18 protein-coding genes and 2 tRNA genes are annotated in these 20,734 nt (G+C 60.8%); 8 read left to right on the top strand and 12 right to left on the bottom strand.

Going from position 1 to position 20,734, the window contains the following annotated elements; genetic code table 11:
- The first annotated feature begins 23 nt into the window (after positions 1-23).
- Positions 24-1,190, top strand: a complete 1,167-nt coding sequence (locus tag IFT99_RS09665) for a PilT/PilU family type 4a pilus ATPase (protein ID WP_065990428.1) — start codon at positions 24-26, stop codon at positions 1,188-1,190.
- 154 nt (positions 1,191-1,344) lie between these two features.
- Here IFT99_RS09665 and IFT99_RS09660 read toward each other — a convergent pair whose 3' ends face one another.
- The 11 genes from IFT99_RS09660 to IFT99_RS09610 form a co-directional block, all read right to left on the bottom strand.
- A complete protein-coding gene (locus tag IFT99_RS09660) occupies positions 1,345-2,115 on the bottom strand; it encodes a 3-hydroxybutyrate dehydrogenase (RefSeq protein ID WP_065990430.1) in 771 nt (256 codons plus the stop codon).
- Between the two features lie 10 nt (positions 2,116-2,125).
- Positions 2,126-3,517 carry a GntP family permease gene (locus IFT99_RS09655; protein WP_192131893.1) on the bottom strand — a complete coding sequence of 464 codons (1,392 nt, stop codon included), beginning with the start codon at positions 3,515-3,517 and terminating at the stop codon, positions 2,126-2,128.
- A 257-nt stretch (positions 3,518-3,774) separates the two neighbouring features.
- Positions 3,775-5,190, bottom strand: a complete 1,416-nt coding sequence (locus IFT99_RS09650; protein WP_192131892.1) for a sigma-54 interaction domain-containing protein — start codon at positions 5,188-5,190, stop codon at positions 3,775-3,777.
- A 63-nt stretch (positions 5,191-5,253) separates the two neighbouring features.
- Complete coding sequence (locus IFT99_RS09645) at positions 5,254-6,837, bottom strand: ABC transporter ATP-binding protein (RefSeq protein WP_065990434.1); 1,584 nt, start codon at positions 6,835-6,837, stop codon at positions 5,254-5,256.
- Position 6,838: 1 nt separating this feature from the next.
- The gene (locus IFT99_RS09640) at positions 6,839-7,861 is read right to left on the bottom strand and encodes an ABC transporter permease (RefSeq protein WP_192131890.1); all 1,023 of its coding nucleotides are present in this window, start codon (positions 7,859-7,861) and stop codon (positions 6,839-6,841) included.
- On the bottom strand, positions 7,861-8,925 hold the full coding sequence (locus IFT99_RS09635; RefSeq protein ID WP_192131888.1) for a microcin C ABC transporter permease YejB: 1,065 nt from the start codon (positions 8,923-8,925) through the stop codon (positions 7,861-7,863). The genes IFT99_RS09640 and IFT99_RS09635 overlap by 1 nt, the downstream gene beginning before the upstream one ends.
- On the bottom strand, positions 8,925-10,793 hold the full coding sequence (locus tag IFT99_RS09630) for an extracellular solute-binding protein (RefSeq protein WP_192131886.1): 1,869 nt from the start codon (positions 10,791-10,793) through the stop codon (positions 8,925-8,927). Before IFT99_RS09630 ends, IFT99_RS09635 begins: the two co-directional genes overlap by 1 nt.
- 211 nt (positions 10,794-11,004) lie before the next feature.
- Positions 11,005-11,286: a peptidylprolyl isomerase gene (locus tag IFT99_RS09625; protein ID WP_065990442.1), complete on the bottom strand. Its 282-nt coding sequence runs from the start codon at positions 11,284-11,286 to the stop codon at positions 11,005-11,007.
- A 108-nt stretch (positions 11,287-11,394) separates the two neighbouring features.
- Positions 11,395-12,276, bottom strand: a complete 882-nt coding sequence (locus IFT99_RS09620; RefSeq protein ID WP_192131884.1) for an esterase/lipase family protein — start codon at positions 12,274-12,276, stop codon at positions 11,395-11,397.
- A 301-nt stretch (positions 12,277-12,577) separates the two neighbouring features.
- Positions 12,578-13,663 carry a 3-deoxy-7-phosphoheptulonate synthase gene (locus IFT99_RS09615; protein ID WP_192131882.1) on the bottom strand — a complete coding sequence of 362 codons (1,086 nt, stop codon included), beginning with the start codon at positions 13,661-13,663 and terminating at the stop codon, positions 12,578-12,580.
- A gap of 587 nt (positions 13,664-14,250) precedes the next feature.
- Positions 14,251-14,478, bottom strand: a complete 228-nt coding sequence (locus IFT99_RS09610) for a DNA-binding protein (protein WP_192131880.1) — start codon at positions 14,476-14,478, stop codon at positions 14,251-14,253.
- An 81-nt stretch (positions 14,479-14,559) separates the two neighbouring features.
- On the opposite strand from IFT99_RS09610, the gene IFT99_RS09605 reads away from it, so the two are divergent.
- From IFT99_RS09605 to IFT99_RS09575, 7 genes are all read left to right on the top strand, one after another.
- The gene (locus tag IFT99_RS09605; protein WP_065990449.1) at positions 14,560-14,910 is read left to right on the top strand and encodes a helix-turn-helix domain-containing protein; all 351 of its coding nucleotides are present in this window, start codon (positions 14,560-14,562) and stop codon (positions 14,908-14,910) included.
- Between the two features lie 192 nt (positions 14,911-15,102).
- Positions 15,103-15,747, top strand: coding sequence for a response regulator transcription factor GacA (gene gacA / locus IFT99_RS09600; RefSeq protein WP_065990451.1), 645 nt, complete (start codon positions 15,103-15,105; stop codon positions 15,745-15,747).
- Positions 15,748-17,571, top strand: coding sequence for an excinuclease ABC subunit UvrC (gene uvrC, locus IFT99_RS09595; RefSeq protein ID WP_192131878.1), 1,824 nt, complete (start codon positions 15,748-15,750; stop codon positions 17,569-17,571). It begins immediately after the preceding gene.
- 32 nt (positions 17,572-17,603) lie between these two features.
- Complete coding sequence (gene pgsA / locus IFT99_RS09590; protein WP_065990459.1) at positions 17,604-18,164, top strand: CDP-diacylglycerol--glycerol-3-phosphate 3-phosphatidyltransferase; 561 nt, start codon at positions 17,604-17,606, stop codon at positions 18,162-18,164.
- A 61-nt stretch (positions 18,165-18,225) separates the two neighbouring features.
- Positions 18,226-18,301 (top strand) — tRNA-Gly (locus IFT99_RS09585).
- 45 nt (positions 18,302-18,346) lie between these two features.
- Positions 18,347-18,420, top strand: a tRNA-Cys gene (locus IFT99_RS09580).
- 301 nt (positions 18,421-18,721) lie between these two features.
- A complete protein-coding gene (locus tag IFT99_RS09575; RefSeq protein ID WP_192131876.1) occupies positions 18,722-19,375 on the top strand; it encodes a DUF6036 family nucleotidyltransferase in 654 nt (217 codons plus the stop codon).
- Positions 19,376-20,160: 785 nt separating this feature from the next.
- Here the strand turns inward: IFT99_RS09575 and sodC are convergent.
- Positions 20,161-20,679, bottom strand: a complete 519-nt coding sequence (gene sodC / locus IFT99_RS09570) for a superoxide dismutase family protein (RefSeq protein ID WP_192131874.1) — start codon at positions 20,677-20,679, stop codon at positions 20,161-20,163.
- Positions 20,680-20,734: the final 55 nt, after the last annotated feature.

The raw sequence follows: 20,734 nt of genomic DNA, 5'->3' as shown, positions 1-20,734 counted from the left end.
AACCTCATGTGCGGTGTTGCCTTATGGATTTTCCGGCGTTGTTGAAGGTGCTTGCCACCCAGGATGGATCGGACCTTTACCTGTCCACCGGCGCGCCCCCCTGCGCCAAGTTCAATGGCGTGCTCAAGCCGCTGGGCACCGAAGCGTTCAAGCCCGGTGACGTCGCGGTGATTGCCAACGGCATCATGGACGCCGAACAGCGCGTGGATTTCGAACGCGACCTGGAAATGAACCTGGCGTTTTCCCTGTCCGGTGTCGGGCGATTCCGGATCAACATCTTCAAGCAGCGCAACGAAGTGTCAATCGTGGCGCGCAACATCAAGCTCGACATCCCCAAATTCGAAGACCTGCACCTGCCGCCGGTCCTGCTCGATGTGATCATGGAAAAGCACGGCCTGGTGCTGTTCGTCGGCGCCACCGGTTCGGGTAAATCGACGTCGCTGGCCGCGCTGATCGACCACCGCAACCGTCACGCCAGCGGCCACATCATCACCATCGAAGACCCGGTGGAGTTCATCCACAAACACAAGCGCTCGATCATCAATCAGCGGGAAGTGGGCGTCGACACGCGCAGCTTCCATGCGGCGCTGAAGAACACCCTCCGTCAGGCGCCGGACGTGATCCTCATCGGCGAGATCCGCGACCGCGAAACCATGGAGCACGCGCTGGCCTTTGCCGACACCGGCCACCTGGCGATTTCGACGCTGCACGCCAACAACGCCAACCAGGCGCTGGACCGCATCATCAACTTCTTCCCTGAAGAACGCCGTCCCCAGCTGTTGCATGACTTGGGCAACAACCTCAAGGCGTTCGTCTCCCAGCGGTTGGTCAAGACCACTGACGGCAAGCGCCGTGCGGCAGTGGAGGTGATGCTGGGCACGCCGACGATTCGCGACCTGATCCACCGCAACGAGTTGACCGAGCTTAAGGGCATCATGGAGAAGTCCACCAACCTCGGCATGCAGACCTTCGACAACGCGCTGTATGACCTGGCGGTGGAAGGCGCAATCACTGAAGACGAAGCCCTGAAGAACGCGGATTCGGCCAACAACGTGCGCCTGCGGTTGAAACTGCACAGCGAGGACGGGCCATCGACCATCGCCAGCGCCCCCCGTGCGCCCCAGCCTGCCGCGCAGGTGAATGTGAAGGATTGGGGGCTGGTGGACGAGCGGGACGAGCCGGGGAATTGAGGTTTCCTCGGCGAGGATTTTGCGGTGTCATCACTGACGCCTTCCCTTGCAGGACCGGCTTTAGCCGGGAAGAGGTCGGTATGAACACCACACATTTGAGGTGTAGCGACCGACGTCTTCCCGGCTAAAGCCGGTGCTACAGGGCTTGCCGCCCTTATCGCGCCAGCCACCCTCCATCGATATTCCACGCCGCGCCACGCACCTGCGCGCCGGCTTCGCTGCACAGAAACAACGTCAGCTCCCCCAACTGCGAAGGCGTCACGAATTCCAGCGATGGCTGCTTTTCCGCCAGCAGGTCATGCTTGGCCTTTTCCACATCGCCGGTCTGCGCGGCGCGATCGTCGATCTGCTTCTGCACCAGCGGCGTCAGCACCCAGCCCGGGCAGATGGCGTTGCAAGTGACATTGCTTGCCGCGGTTTCCAGCCCGACCACCTTGGTCAAGCCAATGACGCCGTGCTTGGCCGCCACATACGCCGCCTTGCCCGTCGAACCGACAAGGCCATGCACCGAGGCAATGTTCACGATCCGACCCCAACCCTTGGCACGCATGCCCGGCAGGCACAACCGCGTGCTGTGAAACACCGACGACAGGTTGATGGCGATAATCTTGTCCCAGCTCTCGACGGGGAAATCCTCCACCGCGTCGACGTGCTGAATGCCCGCGTTGTTGACCAGAATGTCGACGCCGCCGAATTCGCGCTCGGCGTAGGCAATCATGTCGGCGATCTGCGCGACATCGCTGACGTCCGCCGGGTGGTGGCCGACCTTACCGCCGTACTGCTTGACCTGCTCGATCACCGCCGACGCATCGCCGAAGCCGTTGAGCACCAGATGTGCGCCGGCCTTGGCCAGCGTCAGCGCGATGCCCAGGCCGATGCCGCTGGTAGAGCCGGTGACCAGTGCGGTTTTGCCTTGCAGACTCATGTTCAATTCCTCATACGATGCCGGTTGCATAGAAAACGCCGATCACCACGAACACTGCCAGCGTCTTGATAATCGTGATGCCGAAGATGTCCTTGTAGGCCTCGCGGTGGGTCAGGCCGGTGACCGCCAGCAGGGTGATGACCGCGCCGTTGTGCGGCAGGGTGTCCATGCCGCCGCTGGCCATGGCCGCGACGCGGTGCAACACCTCCAGCGGAATGTTCGCCGCATGGGCCGCCGCGATAAAGCTGTCGGACATCGCCGCCAGGGCAATGCTCATGCCCCCGGACGCCGACCCGGTGATCCCGGCCAGCAGCGTCACGGTAATCGCTTCGTTGACCAGCGGGTTGGGAATGCTCTTCAGTCCGTCGGCCAGCACGAGGAATCCGGGCAACGAAGCAATCACAGCGCCGAAACCGTATTCCGACGCCGTGTTCATCGCCGCCAGGAGTGCGCCACTGACCGCACCCTTGCTGCCCTCGGCCAGCTTGGATTTCACCGTCCTGAAGGCGAACAGCAGCACAAACACAATGCCCGCCAGCAACGCCGCTTCCACGGCCCAGATCGCGGTGATCTTGGCGATGTCGGTCTGCACTGGCGTGGCCATGCCCGGCAGCGCCAGGGTGTGAGTCTTGCCGTACCACTGGGGAATCCACTGGGTAAACAGCAGGTTCATGATCCCGACCAGCAACAGCGGCGCCAGCGCGATCCACGGGTTGGGCAGCGCGATATCGGCCGGGGTGTCCGGCTCGTTGCGCAGCTCGGTGCCGTAGCCTTCGCCGGCACGCTGGGCCTTGTTGCGCTGGCGCTGCAGAAACAGCATGCCGACGCTGAACACGAACGCCGTGCCAATCAGCCCCAGCCACGGCGCCGCCCACGCCGTGGTGTTGAAGAAGGTCGAGGGGATGATGTTCTGGATTTGCGGCGTGCCGGGCAGGGCGTCCATGGTGAACGAAAACGCACCCAGGGCGATGGTCGCCGGAATCAGCCGTTTGGGAATGTTGCTCTGGCGGAACATCTCGGCGGCGAACGGGTAGACCGCGAACACCACCACGAACAGCGACACGCCGCCGTAGGTCAGCAGCGCGCAGACCAGCACGATCACCAGCATCGCCTGGCGGGTGCCGAGCATGCGAATGGCGGCGGCCACGATGGAGCGCGAAAAGCCCGACAGCTCGATCAGCTTGCCGAACACGGCACCGAGCAGAAACACCGGAAAGTAGAGTTTGACGAAGCCGACCATCTTGTCCATGAACACGCCGGTGAAGGCGGGGGCCACGGCAGAGGGGTCGGTGAGCAGTACGGCGCCAAGGGCCGCGATGGGGGCAAAGAGGATAACGCTGTAACCCCGGTAGGCAGCCAGCATCAGCAGCGTAAGCGCCGCTAAAGCGATGATCACACTCATCGAGTGTCTCCTGATGTTTTTGTTTTGGGTGCGGCGAGGCCGCGCAACAGGAGGTATAGCTACATTCATGCCATCGCGCTAAGTGGCTGATTATGATGAGGTTTAGCTGAAATGGGTGATGGCGGGGGTCCTGTGCGTCCCGATAATGGGACGGTTAAGGCCGGAACGGGGACCGCCAAAGCGATCGTGTCGGGGTGGCAGCCGCTCTAGTGCGGGAACCTGTGCCCGTTATCCCGGAAGGTAGACAGCCAGTCTCTTTATGGAGACTCGGCGATGCCCAGCGCGGCCATCTTCTTGTACAGCGTCGAACGGCCCAACCCTAGCTGCCGTGCCGCGAGCACCACGTTCCCCGCGCACTGGGCCAGCTTTGCCTGAATCAGCTCCCGGTCGAAATGCTGGCGCGCCTCGCTATAGGTCTGGTCATTGAACGCGGACCACGCTGCCACCGGCGGGCTGGCGACCGGCACCAGCGTACCGATGGCGGCGCGAATGTCGCCGGGGCTGAGCTGCAGATCGTCGCTGAGCAGCGCGGCACGTTCGAGCACGTTGCGCAGCTCGCGGATATTGCCGGGCCAGGCGTGCTGCGCGAGGGCCACCAAGGCCGCGGGGGCCAGTTCGTGATGGCTGTGAAGGTCCTCAAGGATCGCCTCGGCCAGCGCTGGGATGTCATCCAGACGTTCGCGCAACGGCGGCACTTTTATGGGCAATACACTCAGCCGGTAATACAGGTCGGCGCGAAACTCGCCGCGCTTGATCGCCGCTTCAAGGTCGGTGGAGGTCGCGGCGATCACGCGCACATCGCTTTTGATCATCGCGTTGGAGCCCACCGGCTCGTATTCTTTTTCCTGCAGCACCCGCAGCAACTTGCTTTGCAATGGCAGGGGCATGTCGCCGATTTCGTCGAGAAACAGCGTGCCGCCCTCGGCCAGGTGCAATTTGCCGTGGCGCCCCTTGCGATCGGCGCCGGTAAACGCGCCCGGGGCCGTGCCGAAGAATTCCGCCTCCAGCAACGCCTCGGGAATCGCCGCGCTGTTGATGCTGATGAAGGGTTTGTGCGCCCGAGGCGAGCTGTTGTGCACGGCGTGGGCCAGAAGCTCCTTGCCGGTGCCGGTCTCACCAAGCAGCAACACCGGGGAATCGGTACTGGCACTGCGACGGGCGCGGCGTTTGACTTCCAGGCTGGCGGCGCTGGTGCCGATAAAGTGGGTGAAGGTGTATTTAGCTTGCCGGGCGCGCAGCAGCGAGCGGGTCGAGGCCAGCTCCTGCTGCATGTTCGAATAGCGCTTGAGCAGCGGCGACAGGGCCTGTAGCTCATCGAACAGTGCGAAGCCGATGGCGCCGATCACCGCGCCGCCGTCGTCATGGATCGGCAGGCGCATGACCACCAGCGGGTCCTTCGCCGTGTCCATCATGTCCAGCAGAATCGGTTGGCCGTTGCTCGCCACCTGACGCAGCAGGCTGCCGGGAATCACCTGCTCACAGGGCTGGCCCACCGCGCGGCTCGGGTCCTCCAGGCCAAAGCGGCGGGCGTAGCGCTCGTTGATCCAGACGATGCGCGCGTCGCGGTCGACGATGACCGTGCCCTCGCTGGACTGCTCGATGATCTCAAACAGCGAGCGGATCGCCAGCCGCCGAACGCGCCGGTAATCCTTCAGGCTTTCGTTGTCGTTCATGTGCGGTTCCATCCATCCTGTTCCTCGGCATCTGGCCGCACAGACTACTGTTTGGGGCGAGCTTCAATTGAAACCGGGGTGGGCCGCCGCCAGCAATTCCCGGGTGTAAGGGTGCTGCGGCGCATCGAACACGTCGTGGCTCGCGCCGCGCTCGACCACTTTGCCGTCCTTGACCACGATCAGGTCATGGGCCAGCGCCTTGACCACGGCCAGGTCGTGGCTGATAAACAGATAGGTCAGGCCATGCCGCTCCTGCAATTGCCGCAACAACGCGACGACCTGTTTCTGCACCGTGCGGTCCAGCGCAGACGTCGGTTCGTCGAGCAGTATCAGGGCAGGTTTGAGCACCAGCGCGCGGGCAATGGCGATCCGCTGCCGCTGCCCGCCGGAAAACTCATGGGGGTAACGGTGCCGGCTCGACGGGTCGATGCCGACTTCTTCCAGCGCGCGGATCACTTCGGCCTCACAGCTGGCCTGGTCCAGGTCGCTGTGGACTTCCAGCCCTTCGCTGATGATCTGTGCCACCGACATGCGCGGGCTGAGGCTGCCGTAAGGGTCCTGGAAAACCACCTGCATCTGCTTGCGCCATGGGCGCATCTGCTTTTGATTCAGGCTGTCCAGCGCGTGACCCTTGAAGCGGATACTGCCACGGGACTCGAGCAAGCGCAGGATGGCCTGACCGAGTGTCGACTTGCCCGAGCCGGATTCGCCAACGATGCCCAGGGTTTTGCCGCGCTCGATGCTGAGACTGATGTCATCGACCGCTTTCAGGTATTCGTGGTGCCGGTTGAAAATCCCGCCGCCGAGGGAGAACCAGACGCGCAGGTTATCGACTTCCAGCACCTTCTCGCGGGTGTCCCGGGGTAACGGCTCGCCCGCCGGTTCGGCGTCCAGCAGCAAGCGGCTGTAGGCGTGTTGCGGGTTTTTGAACAGCGACTGGCAGTTGGACTGCTCGACGATTTCCCCGGCGCGCATCACGCACACCCGCTGGGCGATGCTGTGCACCAGATTCAGGTCGTGGCTGATCAGCAACAGCGACATGTTCAGCCGTTGCTGGAGCTGTTTGAGCAGCAGCAGGATCTTGCGCTGCACCGTCACATCCAGCGCCGTGGTGGGCTCATCGGCAATCAGCAGTTCCGGCTCGCAGGCCAGCGCCATGGCGATCATCACCCGCTGGCGCTGGCCGCCGGACAATTCGTGGGGGTAAGCCTTCAGGCGCTTCTTCGGATGCTGAATGCCGACCAGCTCCAGCAGCTCGATGATCCTTGCCTGGGCCGCCTTGCCTGCCATGCCCTTGTGCAGCAACAAGGTCTCGCCGATCTGCCGGGACACCGTGTGCAGAGGGTTCAGCGAGGTCATTGGCTCCTGAAAGATCATCGCGATCTGATTGCCGCGCAGCTCGCGCATGACGTTGCCATCGGCGCCGAGCAACTCTTTGCCGCGATAGCGAATGCTGCCGGTGCTCAGCGTGCCGGCCTGGGGCAGCAGTTGCAGGATCGAATGGGCGGTCACCGATTTGCCCGAGCCCGACTCGCCGACCAGTGCCAGGCACTCGCCGGCCGGGATGTCCAGGCTGAGGTGCTTGACCACGGTGTGCCCGTTGAACGACACCGAAAGGTCGCGGATTTCGATCAGGTTTTCGGACATCTCAGGACCTCGGGTCGAAGGCATCCCGCAGGGCCTCGCCAATAAACACCAGCAGCGACAGTATCAGCGCCAGTGTGAAAAATGCCGTGAAACCGAGCCATGGCGCTTGCAGGTTCTGTTTGCCCTGGGCAATCAGCTCGCCCAGTGACGCGCTGCCGGCGGGCATGCCGAAGCCGAGGAAGTCGAGCGCGGTCAGCGTGGAAATCGCCCCGGTGAGGATGAACGGCAGATAGCTCAGGGTGGCGTTCATCGCGTTGGGCAGAATGTGCCGCAGGATCACCTTGCGATCACTCAGCCCCAGCGCCCGCGCCGCTTTGACGTATTCCAGATTGCGCCCGCGCAGGAATTCGGCGCGCACCACGTCTACCAGCGCCAGCCATGAAAACAGCGCCATGATCCCCAGCAGCCACCAGAAGTTTGGCTCGACGAAGCCCGACAGGATGATCAGCAGGTACAGCACCGGTAGGCCAGACCAGACTTCCAGCAGGCGCTGTCCGATCAAATCCACCCAGCCGCCGTAATAGCCCTGTAACGCGCCGGCTGCGATGCCGATCAGCGCGCTGATGAACGTCAACGCCAGGGCAAACAGAATCGATACCCGCGCGCCGAAAATGACCCGGGCCAGCACGTCCCGGGCCTGATCGTCGGTGCCCAGCCAGTTGATTGAGGAGGGCGGGCTCGGCGCCGGTTTGTTCAGGTCATAGTTGGGTGTGTCATCACTGAACGGAATCGGCGGAAACAGCATCCAGCCATCGCCCTTGCTGATCAGCTGGCGCACGTAGTCGCTGCGGTAGTCCGGCTGAAAGGGCAGTTGGCCGCCGAATTCCTGCTCGGTGTGGCGCTTGAAGGCGGGGAAGTACAGCTCATGCTGATAACTCAGCACCAGGGGTTTGTCGTTGGCAATCAGCTCGCCGCACAGGCTGAGCACGAGCAGCCCGCAAAACAGCCACAGCGACCACCAGCCGCGGCGGTTGTTGCGAAAGCGCTCGAAACGACGGCGAGCCACCGGAGACAGTCTGCGCATCACGCATTCCTCGCGCTGAAGTCGATCCGGGGGTCGACCAGGGTGTAGCAGATGTCTCCGACCAGCTTTATCAGCAACCCGAACAGCGTGAAGATGAACAGCGAGCCGAACACCACCGGGTAATCCCGCGACACCGCGGCTTCGTAGCTCATGCGGCCGAGGCCATCGAGGGAGAAGATCACTTCGATCATCAACGAACCGGCGAAGAACACACTGATGAACGCCTGGGGAATGCCCGCCACGATCAGCAACATGGCGTTGCGGAACACATGGCCGTAGAGGACCCGTCGCTCACTCAGCCCCTTGGCCCGGGCGGTCACCACGTACTGGCGGGTGACTTCGTTCAGGAAGGAGTTTTTGGTCAGAATGGTCAGCGTTGCAAAACCGCCAATGACCAGCGACGTGACCGGCAACACCAGGTGCCAGAAGTAGTCGGCGATCTTGCCCAGAGTGCTCAGTTGATCAAAGTTCTCGGACACCAGCCCGCGGACCGGGAACCAGCTCAGCGACGTGCCGCCGGCAAACAGCACCACCAGCAGCATGGCGAACAGAAAGGCCGGCATCGCGTAACCGATGATAATGGCCGTGCTGCTCCAGATATCAAAGTGACTGCCGTGCTTGACCGCCTTCCGAATGCCCAGCGGGATCGACACCAGGTAGGTGATCAGCGTTGCCCACAGCCCCAGCGAGATGGAGACGGGCATCTTTTGCAGGATCAGGTCCGTGACCTTGGCGCCGCGAAAGAAGCTGTTGCCGAAATCCAGTTGCGCGTAGTTCTTCAGCATCAGCCACAGGCGCTCATGCAGAGGCTTGTCAAAACCGTACTGGTGCTCGATTTCCTTGATCAGCTTGGGGTCGAGCCCGCGACTGGCCCGGGACTGCCCGGCGTTCATGGTTTCGGTGTGGCCTGCGCCGATGGTGCCGCCCGCGACGCCTTGCAGCTTGGCGATGGCTTGCTCGACGGGGCCGCCGGGCGCCGCCTGCACGATAAAGAAGTTGACCAGCAGAATGCACAGCAGCGTCGGAATGATCAGCAGCAGGCGCCTCATCAGGTAGCCGAGCATTACTTGACCTCCGAGGGAATGGCCGAAGCGCCCCGTTGCTGGGCGAACTGTTCGTTGGTCAGTGCCTGGGGGCTGACTTCCCACCAGGTATCGATGGCTTCGCTGTTGCTGGCCTGCACCTTGGGAATGCCGAAACGGTTCCACCACACCGTGGACGAGCCGGGCGGGTAATAGTTGGGAATCCAGTAGAAGCCCCACTGCAGCACCCGGTCCAGGGCATGGGCGTAATCCACCATCGCCGGCTTGCTGTCGGCTTTGGCCAGGCCTTCGATCAGGGTGTCGACGGCCGGGTTGCGCAAGACCATGTAGTTGCTGGAGCCGGAATCGGTGGCGACTTTCGAGCCGAAGTTGTTGTACAGCTCCATGCCCGGGGAGGTCGAAACGCCGTAGCCGGTGACGATCATGTCGTAATCCCGGGCCATGACCCGGTTCAGGTACTGCGCCGAGTCGATGCGGCGGATTTCGAAATCAATGCCGATCTGCGCCAGATTGCGCTTGTACGGCAACAGGATTTTCTCGAAGCCGCTCTGCCCGTTGAGGAAGGTAAAACTCAACGGTTCGCCCTGGGCGTTGACCAGCTTGTCCCCCCGGGGCATCCAGCCTGCTTCTTCGAGCAACGCCAGGGCTTGCAGCTGTTTGTCGCGAATGAAGCCGCTGCCATCGGTTTTCGGGGTCTGGAAGACGGTGGTGAACACTTCCGGCGGCACCTGACCGCGCAGCGGTTCAAGGATCTTCAGCTCGGACTCGGTGGGCAGGGCCGTTGCCGCCAGGTCACTGTTGGAGAAGTAGCTGTTCTGGCGCACGTACACGTTGCGCATCATCTGTTTGTTGGTCCATTCGAAATCCCACAGCATCGCCAGCGCCTGACGCACGCGGCGATCCTGAAATTTCGGACGGTCCAGATTGAAGATGAAACCCTGAGAGCTCTGCACCGCGCCCTTGGCCAGGTGCGCCCGCTGCAAGCGGCCTTCGGTCAACGCCGGGCTGTCGTAGCCGATGGAGTAACCCGTGGCGGAATATTCGCGGTTGTAGTCATAACCGCCACCGCGCAGCACTTGGCGGGCGACGTCGGTGTCGCCGAAATACTCGACGCTGAACTGATCGAAGTTGTACAGGCCGCGATTGACCGGCAGGTCCTTGCCCCACCAGTCCGGGTTGCGTTCGAGGGTGATGCTGCGCCCGGGGTCGACCTTGCCGATGCGATACGGGCCGCTGCCCACCGGAATCTCGAAGCCCCCGCCGTTGGCAAAATCGCGGTCTTTCCACCAATGCTCGGGAAACACCGGCAGCGAGGCCAGATCCAGCGGCAAAGTGCGGCTCTCACTGCTTTTGAAATCAAAGCGGATCTGCGTCGGCGACTCGACTTCGACGCCTTTGACGTCTTGAAACTCGGTGCGGTACGACAGGCTGCCCTGGGTCATCAGCAGGTTGTAGGTGAAGCGCACGTCCTCGGCGGTGATGGCCGAGCCGTCGGAAAACTTAGCCTTGGGGCTCAGGTAGAAACGCAATGACAGGCCGTCGGGGGCGCGCTCCATTTTCTCTGCGATCAGGCCATAAACGGTGTAGGGCTCGTCCAGCGACCTGACCGCCAGGGGCGAGTACAGCAAGCCGTTGACCTGGGCCACGCCGGTGCCTTTGTCGAGGTACGGCATGATGTGATCGAACTGACCGATTTCCTGGGCCGAGCGGCGCATGCTTCCGCCTTTGGGGGCGTCGGCATTCACGTAATCGAAATGCCCGAAGTTCGCCGGGTAACGCGGCGCCTCGCCGTAAACGGTCAATGCGTGTTGAGGGGCGGCGGATAAAACCTGAAAACCAGAAACGAGGACGAGTGTTGCGACCATCAGCGATGACAAAACAAAACGCATTGCACGAATCCTGACTGACATCGGCGAGCAACATCTGGGTTGAAGGTCATGACGGCGCGGGGTGGCCGGTCCGGTTTTTTATTGATTGCCCCGCAGGCAAGGTACCGCAAAGCCGGCGTGTTTGTAACCGGACAATGCATTGCCGAGCGGGCATCGGATAAACAAACGGCCCGCTTTCAAGGGCGGGCCGTTGGTGCAGCAGCGCGGAGGATCAGTCCTGGCGGCTGGTCACTTCCAGCAGGTGATAACCGAACTGGGTTTTCACCGGGCCCTGAACAACGTTCAGCGGCGCGCTGAACACCACGGTGTCGAATTCCTTGACCATTTGACCGGGGCCGAAGGAGCCGAGGTCGCCGCCTTGACGGCTGGACGGGCAGCTGGAATTGGATTTTGCGACTTCAGCAAAATCAGCGCCGCCTTCGATCTGCGTTTTGAGTTCGTTGCACTTGTCTTCGCTGGAAACGAGGATGTGGCGGGCAGTGGCTTTGGCCATTTTGGGTGACTCCTGTGAAAAAAAGAAACGAAGCGTACCGGAATAAGGGCCTCGTTTCCCGAGAAAGTTCAGGCGCCTTTGACGGCCCGTGACAGACGACATCGTCGGTCAAAGCCCTTTGCGGAACAGCAGAGCGGCGTGATCCACGTACAGCTTCACCGGGTCCACCTGCTTGCGGACCAGACCGGCACTCTGGTTGATCGAATCCACGTGGTCCATCGGATAGTCGGAGCGGATCACCTTGCCCAGGTGAGAGCTGAAGCGGCCGACCAGGCCGTCATTGGACGCAGCCTCCTTTTCGAACAGCAGTGCATAACTGCGCAGCGCCAGGTGCAGCGGGTCCAGGGCATTGCGGCCCTCGGAAAACAGCGAGCCATCGATGCACCCGCTCCACGAGTAATAATGAACGCCGTTGACCCGTTCGGCGCCTTCGCCGCCCCATGTTGCGGGCAGTCCCTGGGAATACCTGCGGTTAAAGGCCGCGACGCCCTCGGTCGTCAGCGCATCCAGTGCCTGAACCGGATCCTGGGGAAGGTCCGAGTTACCACTCAGCAGCGCCAGGAAGTGGGCAAAACCTGCGGTCAGCCGCGACGCCACCGCTTCAGGCATCTGCCCGGGCGTCAGCGCCCGACGTACCCGGTCGGCCACCTCCGATCCGTGATTGGGGCCGCTCACGGAAGTGACCGACGTCACGATATCCGGACGCATCGCAGCGGCATAGCGGGAGGTCAGCGCGCCCTGGCTGTGCCCGATCAGGTTGACCTTCAGGTAACCGGTGCGGCGCAGGAAGCGTTCGATCTGATCAATCAACTGCTCCCCGCGAATTTCGTTGTCGTGGACGCCGGACAGCGCCGGCACGTGGACCCTGCATCCGGCTTGCTCGAGCGCCTGGGGGATGGCGTGGAACATTTCGACCTTGCCGATCCGGTCAAAGCCAAACAGCCCGTGGACCAGCAAGATGGGGTATTTGGTGGTGACTTCCTTGTACATGTCGATCATTCCTTCGATATAAAAGAAGGATCGAGCTTAACCAGCGAAGGTCATGGGCGGAGGGCGCAGCGGAGTATGGCCATGCGCCGGTCAGTGCAGGTCGTGGCGAGCGTTTGATCGCTCCAGACGTTGCGTGCCGGGGAGGCCGGAAAAGGCGCGGGCGTTACGGTGCAAATACGCCGAGGGCGCGGGGCGCTTTCCCACGAGGGGCGTCTTCGCTGCCACGGGCCGCAGTTGACGGCGACGACGCTTCTGCGGGAAGCCGGACGCACGGCTGCGACCGGCTTCCCGTTTGCAAATGTTACCTGTAGCGCAGTTTGTTCACGCCATCGCGCAGCAGGCGTTCCGTTGAATCCCAGCCCAGGCACGCGTCCGTCACCGACACGCCGTATTTGAGGGGAGCACTCAATGGCTGGCAGCCTTCGAACAGGTGACTCTCCAGCATCATGCCGATCAGTGTCCGGTCACCGGCCAGCCGTTGCTGCAGCACGTCGTTGAAAACGGCGGGCTGACGCAGCGGATCCTTGCCGCTGTTGGCGTGACTGCAATCGACCATGATGCGCGCGGCCATGCGGTGCTTCGCCAGGCTGGCATTCACCGCTGCAACGCTGGCGGCGTCATAGTTGGGCCCGCCGTGGCCGCCGCGCAGCACGATGTGGGTGTCGGGATTGCCCGACGTCTCAATAATCGCCGGGTGGCCCTGTGGGTCCATACCGAAATGCCGGTGGGCGTGGGCCGCCGAGCGGATGGCGTCGCAGGCCACGGAGATGCCGCCGTCGGTGCCGTTCTTGAAACCCGTGGGCACGCCGAGGCCGCTGGCCATTTCCCGATGGATCTGCGATTCAGTGGTTCTTGCGCCAATGGCCACCCAGCTCAACACATCATCGAAGTAACCCGCCGCCATCGGCTGCAGCAACTCCGTGGCGATCGGCAAGCCGAGCCGGACCATCTCACGCATCAACTGCCGCGACAGGGCAAGGCCCTCGGCCATGTTGTCACTGCCGTCCAGCGCGGGATCGTACGCCAGGCCTTTCCAGCCGACGGTAGTGCGCGGCTTCTCGACGTAGGCGCGCATCACCAGCAGCATCTGGTCGCTGACTTCGCCGGCGAGATGCGCCAGGCGTTCGGCGTATTCCACAGCGGCGTGGGGATCGTGGATCGAGCACGGGCCGACAACGACCAGCAGGCGCGAATCTTCACCGTTGAGAATGGCGCGAATCGACTGGCGGTGGGCGGCGACCTGGGCGGTCAGGGCAGCGTCCAGCGGCAGCTGATGTTTCAGCTGGAAGGGCGTGGGCAAGCGTGTCGGGGCAGGGCGGCTGTCATTCAGAGTGACGACGCCGGAGGGCAAATCGATGAGGGTGTTGCTGACGACGGGCGAATTCATGTGCTGGCTTCCTGGTCGGCGGGTTTGCCCGCGCGGACCTACTGGGGTGTTCGACAATTGGCCGGGTTGGCTGTGAGCAGGGCGATGCCACCTGTCAGTGACCGATCGGAGGCGGCAGGCTGTCCCGAACGGAGGTTGCTAAATCGCCAGGCGAAGTCGGTGTCGTGGCGGTAATAGTGGTGGTTCATGTGCAGCTCCTTGAATCAATCAGTCAGAAGTGTGTGGCCCAGAAAAACAAAACCCCCGGTCGGGAAGCCGACCGGGGGTGAGAGTTATCTCTGGTGGGCGTCCCGAAGTTCAGGGCGCCGTTTGGGTATCAGGCGCGCCAGTGGCTAAACCAATACCCATAAAAATAAGATGCAGGAGCGGCAGACGCGTTCGCATTCCAGGCAGCCGCACGCTCAGCCTGACGTGAACCGTCGGCGGCGCTGAACGACTGTAAGGAAAGGGAACGCAACATGGTCTGACTCCGTGGAATGCCGCCGAGCTTACTTCAGACCGATCGGGTTCTTCAATTGGAAATTACAATCAGGCTGATTGGGGACAACACGCTTTTAAGCAACCCACAACACGGCCAAAAAAATGAATCAGTCTTCGGGTACTTCCGACGATCCGGCGGTCGGTATCACGCCGATCTTCATTCCCAGCAGCACCGCGACTCTGTGGGACTCGCCCCGGCGTCCCTTCTTTCGCCCGGACAACACTTGATAGGTCGTCGCCGGGTCCACGTTGTGCTCCCTGGCAAACTCTTGAACCGATTTGCCTTGCTGTTCCAGCCAAGCCTTGGCTTGTGCGGCGGTACGGATTCCGGGCATAGTTCAAAACCGTTCAAGTTCGTTCAAATTATTTCGATTCTATCACTCAAAAGAGTGATGTCAACAAGGTTATGCATCCAAATGAGTGGAATAGGTGCCCGAATTAGGGAAGAGCGCGAGCGCTTGGGGCTTTCACAACGCGCATTCGGTGAGATCGGTGGCGTGGAAGCCAACGCGCAGGGCAAGTACGAAAACGGTGAACGCACCCCCAAGGCCGATTATCTCGCCCGCGTCGCCCCTCGCGGTGTCGACGTGTTGTACGTGCTGACAGGTTCCCGCACTCCGGTGCCCATTGTCGGCCTGAGCGAAAACGAAGAATGGATGGTGGGGAGTTACCGCAGCCTGGGAAAGGAGGAACAGGATGCCATCTGCCGGTTAACCACGACCCTGGCGGAATATCAGAGCAGTTACGCCCCGGACAGGAAGTTATAAGGCAATCCGGGCGATGCAACGGTCGGGCGTTTGAAGATTTTTATCAAGTTTTGCGGTCGATGATGATAGCGTGTGAACCTCTTTGTAGATCATCTGGTACACATGCACTCGCAGTGCTCCAGAGCAGGTCGCTTACTTTCTTTTCGCTAACGTGGCGGGTCGTCGCCACGCATTGTTCGGTGAGGTGTCTGCTTGATTAGGGTGCTGGTTGTCGATGACCATGATCTGGTTCGGACAGGTATCACGCGCATGTTGGCCGACATCGAAGGCTTGCAGGTGGTGGGACAGGCCGAGTCCGGCGAAGAGTCGTTGCAGAAGGCCCGCGAGCTGAAACCCGACGTCGTGCTGATGGACGTCAAGATGCCTGGCATCGGCGGGCTGGAAGCCACGCGCAAACTCATCCGCAGCCATCCCGACATGAAGGTGGTGGCGGTCACGGTGTGCGAAGAAGACCCGTTCCCTACGCGCCTGCTGCAAGCGGGCGCGGCGGGATACATGACCAAAGGCGCCGGTCTGACCGAGATGGTTCAGGCCATTCGCCTGGTGTTCGCCGGGCAGCGCTACATCAGCCCGCAGATCGCCCAGCAACTGGCGCTCAAATCCTTCCAGCCCCAGACCAGCAATTCGCCGTTCGACCTCTTGTCCGAGCGGGAAATTCAGATTGCCCTTATGATTGTCGGCTGCCAGAAAGTGCAGACGATTTCCGACAAGCTTTGCCTGTCCCCCAAAACCGTGAATACCTACCGGTACCGCATATTCGAGAAGCTGTCGATTAGCAGTGACGTGGAGCTGGCCCTGCTGGCCGTCCGTCATGGCATGGTCGACGCCAGCGCATAAATGACCCAACCGTTTGATCCCAGTGCTTTTCTGTCCACCTGCAGTGGCCGCCCCGGCGTCTATCGGATGTTCGATATCGACGGCAAGCTGCTGTACGTCGGCAAGGCCAAGAATTTAAAGCAGCGCCTCGCCAGCTATTTCCGCAAGACCGGCCATGCACCGAAAACCGGTGCGCTGGTCGCGCGGATCGCTCAGGTTGAAACCACCATCACCGCCAATGAAACCGAGGCGCTGCTGCTGGAACAAACCCTGATCAAGGAGTCGCGTCCGCCGTACAACATCCTGTTGCGCGACGACAAGTCCTACCCGTATGTGCACCTGTCTGACGGCGAATTTCCCCGGCTGAGCATTCATCGCGGCGCCAAGAAGGCCAAGGGCCGCTATTTCGGGCCTTACCCCAGCGCCGGTGCGATCCGCGAAAGCCTGAGCATCCTGCAGAAGACCTTCCACGTTCGTCAGTGTGAAGACAGCTTCTACAAAAACCGCACTCGGCCTTGCCTGCAGTATCAGATCAAGCGCTGCAAGGCGCCCTGTGTGAACTTGGTCGAGCCGCAGATCTACAACGAGGATGTGCGTCACTCGGTGATGTTCCTCGAGGGGCGCAGCAATGCCCTCACTGACGAGCTCAACGCGCTGATGGAAAAGTCTGCGATGAACCTCGATTTCGAGCACGCCGCCGAGCTGCGTGATCAGATCGGCCTGCTGCGCCGCGTGCAGGACCAGCAGAGCATGGACGGCGGCACTGGCGACGTCGACGTCGTGGCGGCGTTCGTCAATCCGGGCGGCGCGTGCGTGCACTTGATCAGCGTGCGTGGCGGGCGGGTATTGGGCAGCAAGAATTTCTTCCCCCAGGTCGGGATCGAGGAGGAGGTGGGCGAAGTCATGTCGGCCTTCCTGGCCCAATACTTTTTGGGCGGGGGCGAGCGCGAACTGCCGGGGGAGGTCATCGTTAACGTGGTCAGCGAGGATTTCCCCGCGCTGATCGACGCGATCGATGCTTCACGGGGCCGCGAAATCATCATCAGCCATCGGGTGCGTGGCACCCGTGCGCGCTGGCAGCAACTGGCCGTGACCAATGCCGAGCAGGCACTGATGGCGCGGCTCGCCAATCGTCAACACGTCACCGCGCGCTTTGAAGCGCTGGCGCAAGTGCTCAAGCTGGATGAACCACCGCAGCGCCTGGAATGCTACGACATCAGCCATTCCAGTGGCGAAGCGACGGTGGCGTCTTGTGTAGTGTTCGGTCCCGAGGGCCCGATTAAGTCCGATTACCGCCGCTACAACATCGAAGGCATCACGGCGGGGGACGACTACGCCGCGATGCACCAGGCACTGACGCGTCGCTTCAGCCGCATCAAGGACGGCGAGGGCAAATTGCCGGACATCTTGCTGGTGGACGGGGGCAAGGGCCAGTTGAGTATGGCCCGCGACGTCATGAACGAACTGGCCATCCCCGACCTGATTCTGTTGGGTGTCGCCAAGGGCGCTACGCGCAAGGCCGGTTTCGAGACGTTGTACTTGAACGACGCGGCCCATGAGTTCACCCTCAAGGGCGACTCTCCGGCGCTGCACCTGATCCAGCAGATCCGCGACGAAGCCCACCGGTTTGCCATCACCGGGCACCGTGCGCGACGCGGTAAAACCCGGCGAACGTCAACCCTGGAAGGCGTCGCAGGGGTGGGCCCGACCCGGCGCCGCGACCTGCTCAAGCACTTCGGCGGCCTTCAGGAATTGTCCCGTGCCAGCATCGAAGAAATCGCCAAGGCGCCGGGAATCAGCAAAAAGCTCGCAGAGTCGATTTATGCAAACCTGCACAGCGAGTAGAATGCTCGCTCACCTCGTAGCCAGTTGTGCCGATGAATATCCCTAATCTGATCACCGTATTACGTGTCCTGCTGATTCCGATCTTCATTCTGTTGTTCTATCTGCCGTACCACTGGAGCTACATGGCCGCCAGTTCGGTGTTCGCCCTGGCAGCCGCGACCGACTGGCTGGACGGATATCTGGCAAGACGCCTGGAGCAAAGCACACCGTTCGGGGCCTTTCTCGACCCGGTGGCTGACAAACTGATGGTGGCCGTTGCGCTGGTGTTGCTGGTGCAGGCTCACGCCAACCTTTGGCTGACCTTGCCGGCCGCTGTGATCATCGGTCGAGAGATCGTTATCTCGGCGTTGCGCGAGTGGATGGCCGAGCTGGGTGCGCGAGCCCAAGTCGCCGTATCGAACCTGGGCAAATGGAAAACCGCTGCGCAGATGCTCGCGCTGGTCATCCTGTTGGCCAACCCCCCTGCGTTTACCTTCTGGGTGGTGTTGGGTTACGTGCTGCTGATGATCGCGGCGGGCCTTACGCTGTGGTCGATGGTGCAATACCTTCGCGCCGCATGGCCGCATCTGCGCACGACCACCGATGAAAAATAAGTTTTTTTAAATCAAGGGGTTGACGGGGTCATTTGAGTGTATAGAATGGCGCCCACACAAAGCGGGAATAGCTCAGTTGGTAGAGCACGACCTTGCCAAGGTCGGGGTCGCGAGTTCGAGTCTCGTTTCCCGCTCCAGTTTGTATGCGTTTAGCGGTAGTGGTTGGATCGTTGAGCGTTTGAGGCCGAGTAGCAAAATGGTTATGCCGCGGATTGCAAATCCGCTTACGCCGGTTCGATTCCGACCTCGGCCTCCACTATTAAAGCCCGTAAGATCAACGTCTTACGGGCTTTTTTGTGGGCCGTGAAAAAGTAAACGTTCCGCAACTTTGGGCAGGCGTTCCGCAATCCCCTGCCTGCCGGGCGACCATTGGACAGTCGTGGAGCTCCTCGACGTCATCTCAATTTCCCCTAGATTGATCATTTTCATTCCAGCAATTCCGCCTTGCAAAGGACTGCGCCCTCGAAATTTAGAGCGTTTCGAGGTACATTCGTGCGCTTAAGCGGTATCGTGCCAAGTACCGCGATTGGATCTGAACGCACCAAGACGGACCTTTGATGAAAGCTATCCCAGATATACTGCCCGTACACGTCGACACGTCCCAACCACTGGGGCAGGCGGTCGTTGCTATGTTCAAAGGAGTCCAAGAGGAGCTAGAGGTAGAGGGCGCTGCTCCGGGCTCAGTCAAGCTCATTATCTTTGGCGGGGTAGCGGTTAACCTTTACACGAGTCATCGGGTCTCTGTAGATGTTGATGCTGAGGTGTATTATTTTGATAATGCTCTCCCCCTCAGCAAGGATGAGCTAATCGCAAGCTTGGGTGCGACTCCCGAGGAGTTTATAGACCCTTCGACAGGTCGCACGCTGGCTCTAAACTACGATCTAACATTCAATACCACTCTGGGGCCTCTACACGAGGACTATCTGGAGCGGGCGATACGACTTGGGGATTTTGGTGAGTCTTCGCCGATTCATGTGATGATCGCTGCACCGGTGGATTTGGCTATCTCTAAGCTAGCAAGAGCCACTGAACAGGACATCGAGGATATTGAAAAGCTTTTGCGAAGAGGCCTAATGTCCGCCGCGGATCTCAATCGACTAGCTTTACAGGCTATTGACGTGTACGTTGGCAACAAGGAACCACCAAGCTCGATCCTTCGTAATATTATTGCGGACTACCTGGAGACGAACGATGACGACGAAGCGCGCTAGTGCCACCGTCCTCTCGGATGATTTGGACCTGCTGACAAAGCAACCTCTTGATCAAGCTGATGATGCAGTCCTCGTTCGCGCTGCACGCGCTTTTTGGTACTCCTCGGATAATTTAGACTCAGCACTTGACTCATTTTTGCGTGTGAGGCGGAGCGCTGTCGAGGTGCGGAGAGCAGGGTATTTGTTGGAGCGCTTGACTCAATTTACGTGTGCTACGGAGGCCCGCGTCTTTGAAGCGAATCGGGCCCTCAAGCGTGTTGTGGCCCATAAGGCTGATCAGGTGACTGTGAAGGGGCGCGCAGATCGATTGGCTCTTTCATGGGGCTTGGATAAAGGTCTGGGTTTGAAGGTTCAGGCGCTAATGCAATTCCAAACTAGGCACTTCGAAGCTACTCAGCAGCAATTGCACACTGCATAAAACTTAGTGCCAAAATCTGACCGTATCCAGCCAAACGTGAAACCTAGCTTGAAATAGCTTCTAAGGTTAGAAATGTCTTGACAGACAATGCGCTGTAGGTACCATGCCAAAGGGCCCCTGGATGTGATAACCATCCAGGGGCCCTTTGGCATGGTACCTACAGGGGAACAAAGTTTCTTTTTTGGGTTTAGTTTTACTCAGATGTAATCTTTGCATTAGGCATAATCAGTATTCACCAGAGGATTGGATTGCAAATCCGCTTAGGCCGATTCGATTCCGACCTCTGCCTCCACATTTAAAGCCCGTAAGATCAACGTCTTACGGGCTTTTTTGTGGGTGGTGTTTAGTGAAGCAGGTTTGAGTGCCGTCAGATAACACCGCACGCTATGCGATCACCGCCACCGCCCAATGGCATGGGCATATCGGAGTGGTTGTCGCCGCCGACATGGATCATGAGCGCGTGACCCTTGATGTCGGAAATCTTCTTCAGACGTGGTGCGAGCACGGGATAGTTGGCCACCCCATCGGCGTTGACGTAGACCGCCGGCAGGTCACCCAAGTGGCCCTCGCCATAGGGGCCCAGGTGCTTGCCGGTGCGCGCCGGGTCAAAGTGGCCGCCTGCTGCAAGTGCCGCGACCTTTTTGCCGTCTTTCATGCCTGGGTCGCAACTGGCATTTTCGTGAGCATGAAAGCCATGAATGCCGGCGGGTAGAGATTTTAGCTCGGGGGTGAACACCAGCCCGTAAGCGGTCTCGCTGATGGTGACCTCGCCAACAGGCTGCGGGCTGCCATCAGCGCTCACCATGTTCATCGGAACATTGAGCGATGCCGCCTGAGCGCCCACCGTAAATGCTCCAATCAGGCCCAGCCATAAAGCGGATTTCATAGACACCTCATTTGGTTCGTCAAAAGAAAGGAGCAGCACAGCTGCGACAACGAGT

Source organism: Pseudomonas sp. CFBP 8772 (assembly GCF_014841665.1).
Classification (GTDB): domain Bacteria; phylum Pseudomonadota; class Gammaproteobacteria; order Pseudomonadales; family Pseudomonadaceae; genus Aquipseudomonas; species Aquipseudomonas graminis_B.
This window is presented reverse-complemented; position numbering and strand designations above follow the sequence as displayed.

What these genes read in the sequence shown, in the direction of transcription:
- IFT99_RS09665 (WP_065990428.1), top strand. Translation starts at nt 24, where the DNA reads ATGGATTTTCCGGCGTTGTTGAAGGTGCTTGCCACCCAGGATGGATCG.
- IFT99_RS09660 (WP_065990430.1), bottom strand. Translation starts at nt 2,115, where the DNA reads ATGAGTCTGCAAGGCAAAACCGCACTGGTCACCGGCTCTACCAGCGGC.
- IFT99_RS09655 (WP_192131893.1), bottom strand. Translation starts at nt 3,517, where the DNA reads ATGAGTGTGATCATCGCTTTAGCGGCGCTTACGCTGCTGATGCTGGCT.
- IFT99_RS09650 (WP_192131892.1), bottom strand. Translation starts at nt 5,190, where the DNA reads ATGAACGACAACGAAAGCCTGAAGGATTACCGGCGCGTTCGGCGGCTG.
- IFT99_RS09645 (WP_065990434.1), bottom strand. Translation starts at nt 6,837, where the DNA reads ATGTCCGAAAACCTGATCGAAATCCGCGACCTTTCGGTGTCGTTCAAC.
- IFT99_RS09640 (WP_192131890.1), bottom strand. Translation starts at nt 7,861, where the DNA reads ATGCGCAGACTGTCTCCGGTGGCTCGCCGTCGTTTCGAGCGCTTTCGC.
- IFT99_RS09635 (WP_192131888.1), bottom strand. Translation starts at nt 8,925, where the DNA reads ATGCTCGGCTACCTGATGAGGCGCCTGCTGCTGATCATTCCGACGCTG.
- IFT99_RS09630 (WP_192131886.1), bottom strand. Translation starts at nt 10,793, where the DNA reads ATGCGTTTTGTTTTGTCATCGCTGATGGTCGCAACACTCGTCCTCGTT.
- IFT99_RS09625 (WP_065990442.1), bottom strand. Translation starts at nt 11,286, where the DNA reads ATGGCCAAAGCCACTGCCCGCCACATCCTCGTTTCCAGCGAAGACAAG.
- IFT99_RS09620 (WP_192131884.1), bottom strand. Translation starts at nt 12,276, where the DNA reads ATGTACAAGGAAGTCACCACCAAATACCCCATCTTGCTGGTCCACGGG.
- IFT99_RS09615 (WP_192131882.1), bottom strand. Translation starts at nt 13,663, where the DNA reads ATGAATTCGCCCGTCGTCAGCAACACCCTCATCGATTTGCCCTCCGGC.
- IFT99_RS09610 (WP_192131880.1), bottom strand. Translation starts at nt 14,478, where the DNA reads ATGCCCGGAATCCGTACCGCCGCACAAGCCAAGGCTTGGCTGGAACAG.
- IFT99_RS09605 (WP_065990449.1), top strand. Translation starts at nt 14,560, where the DNA reads ATGAGTGGAATAGGTGCCCGAATTAGGGAAGAGCGCGAGCGCTTGGGG.
- uvrC (WP_192131878.1), top strand. Translation starts at nt 15,748, where the DNA reads ATGACCCAACCGTTTGATCCCAGTGCTTTTCTGTCCACCTGCAGTGGC.
- pgsA (WP_065990459.1), top strand. Translation starts at nt 17,604, where the DNA reads ATGAATATCCCTAATCTGATCACCGTATTACGTGTCCTGCTGATTCCG.
- IFT99_RS09575 (WP_192131876.1), top strand. Translation starts at nt 18,722, where the DNA reads ATGAAAGCTATCCCAGATATACTGCCCGTACACGTCGACACGTCCCAA.
- sodC (WP_192131874.1), bottom strand. Translation starts at nt 20,679, where the DNA reads ATGAAATCCGCTTTATGGCTGGGCCTGATTGGAGCATTTACGGTGGGC.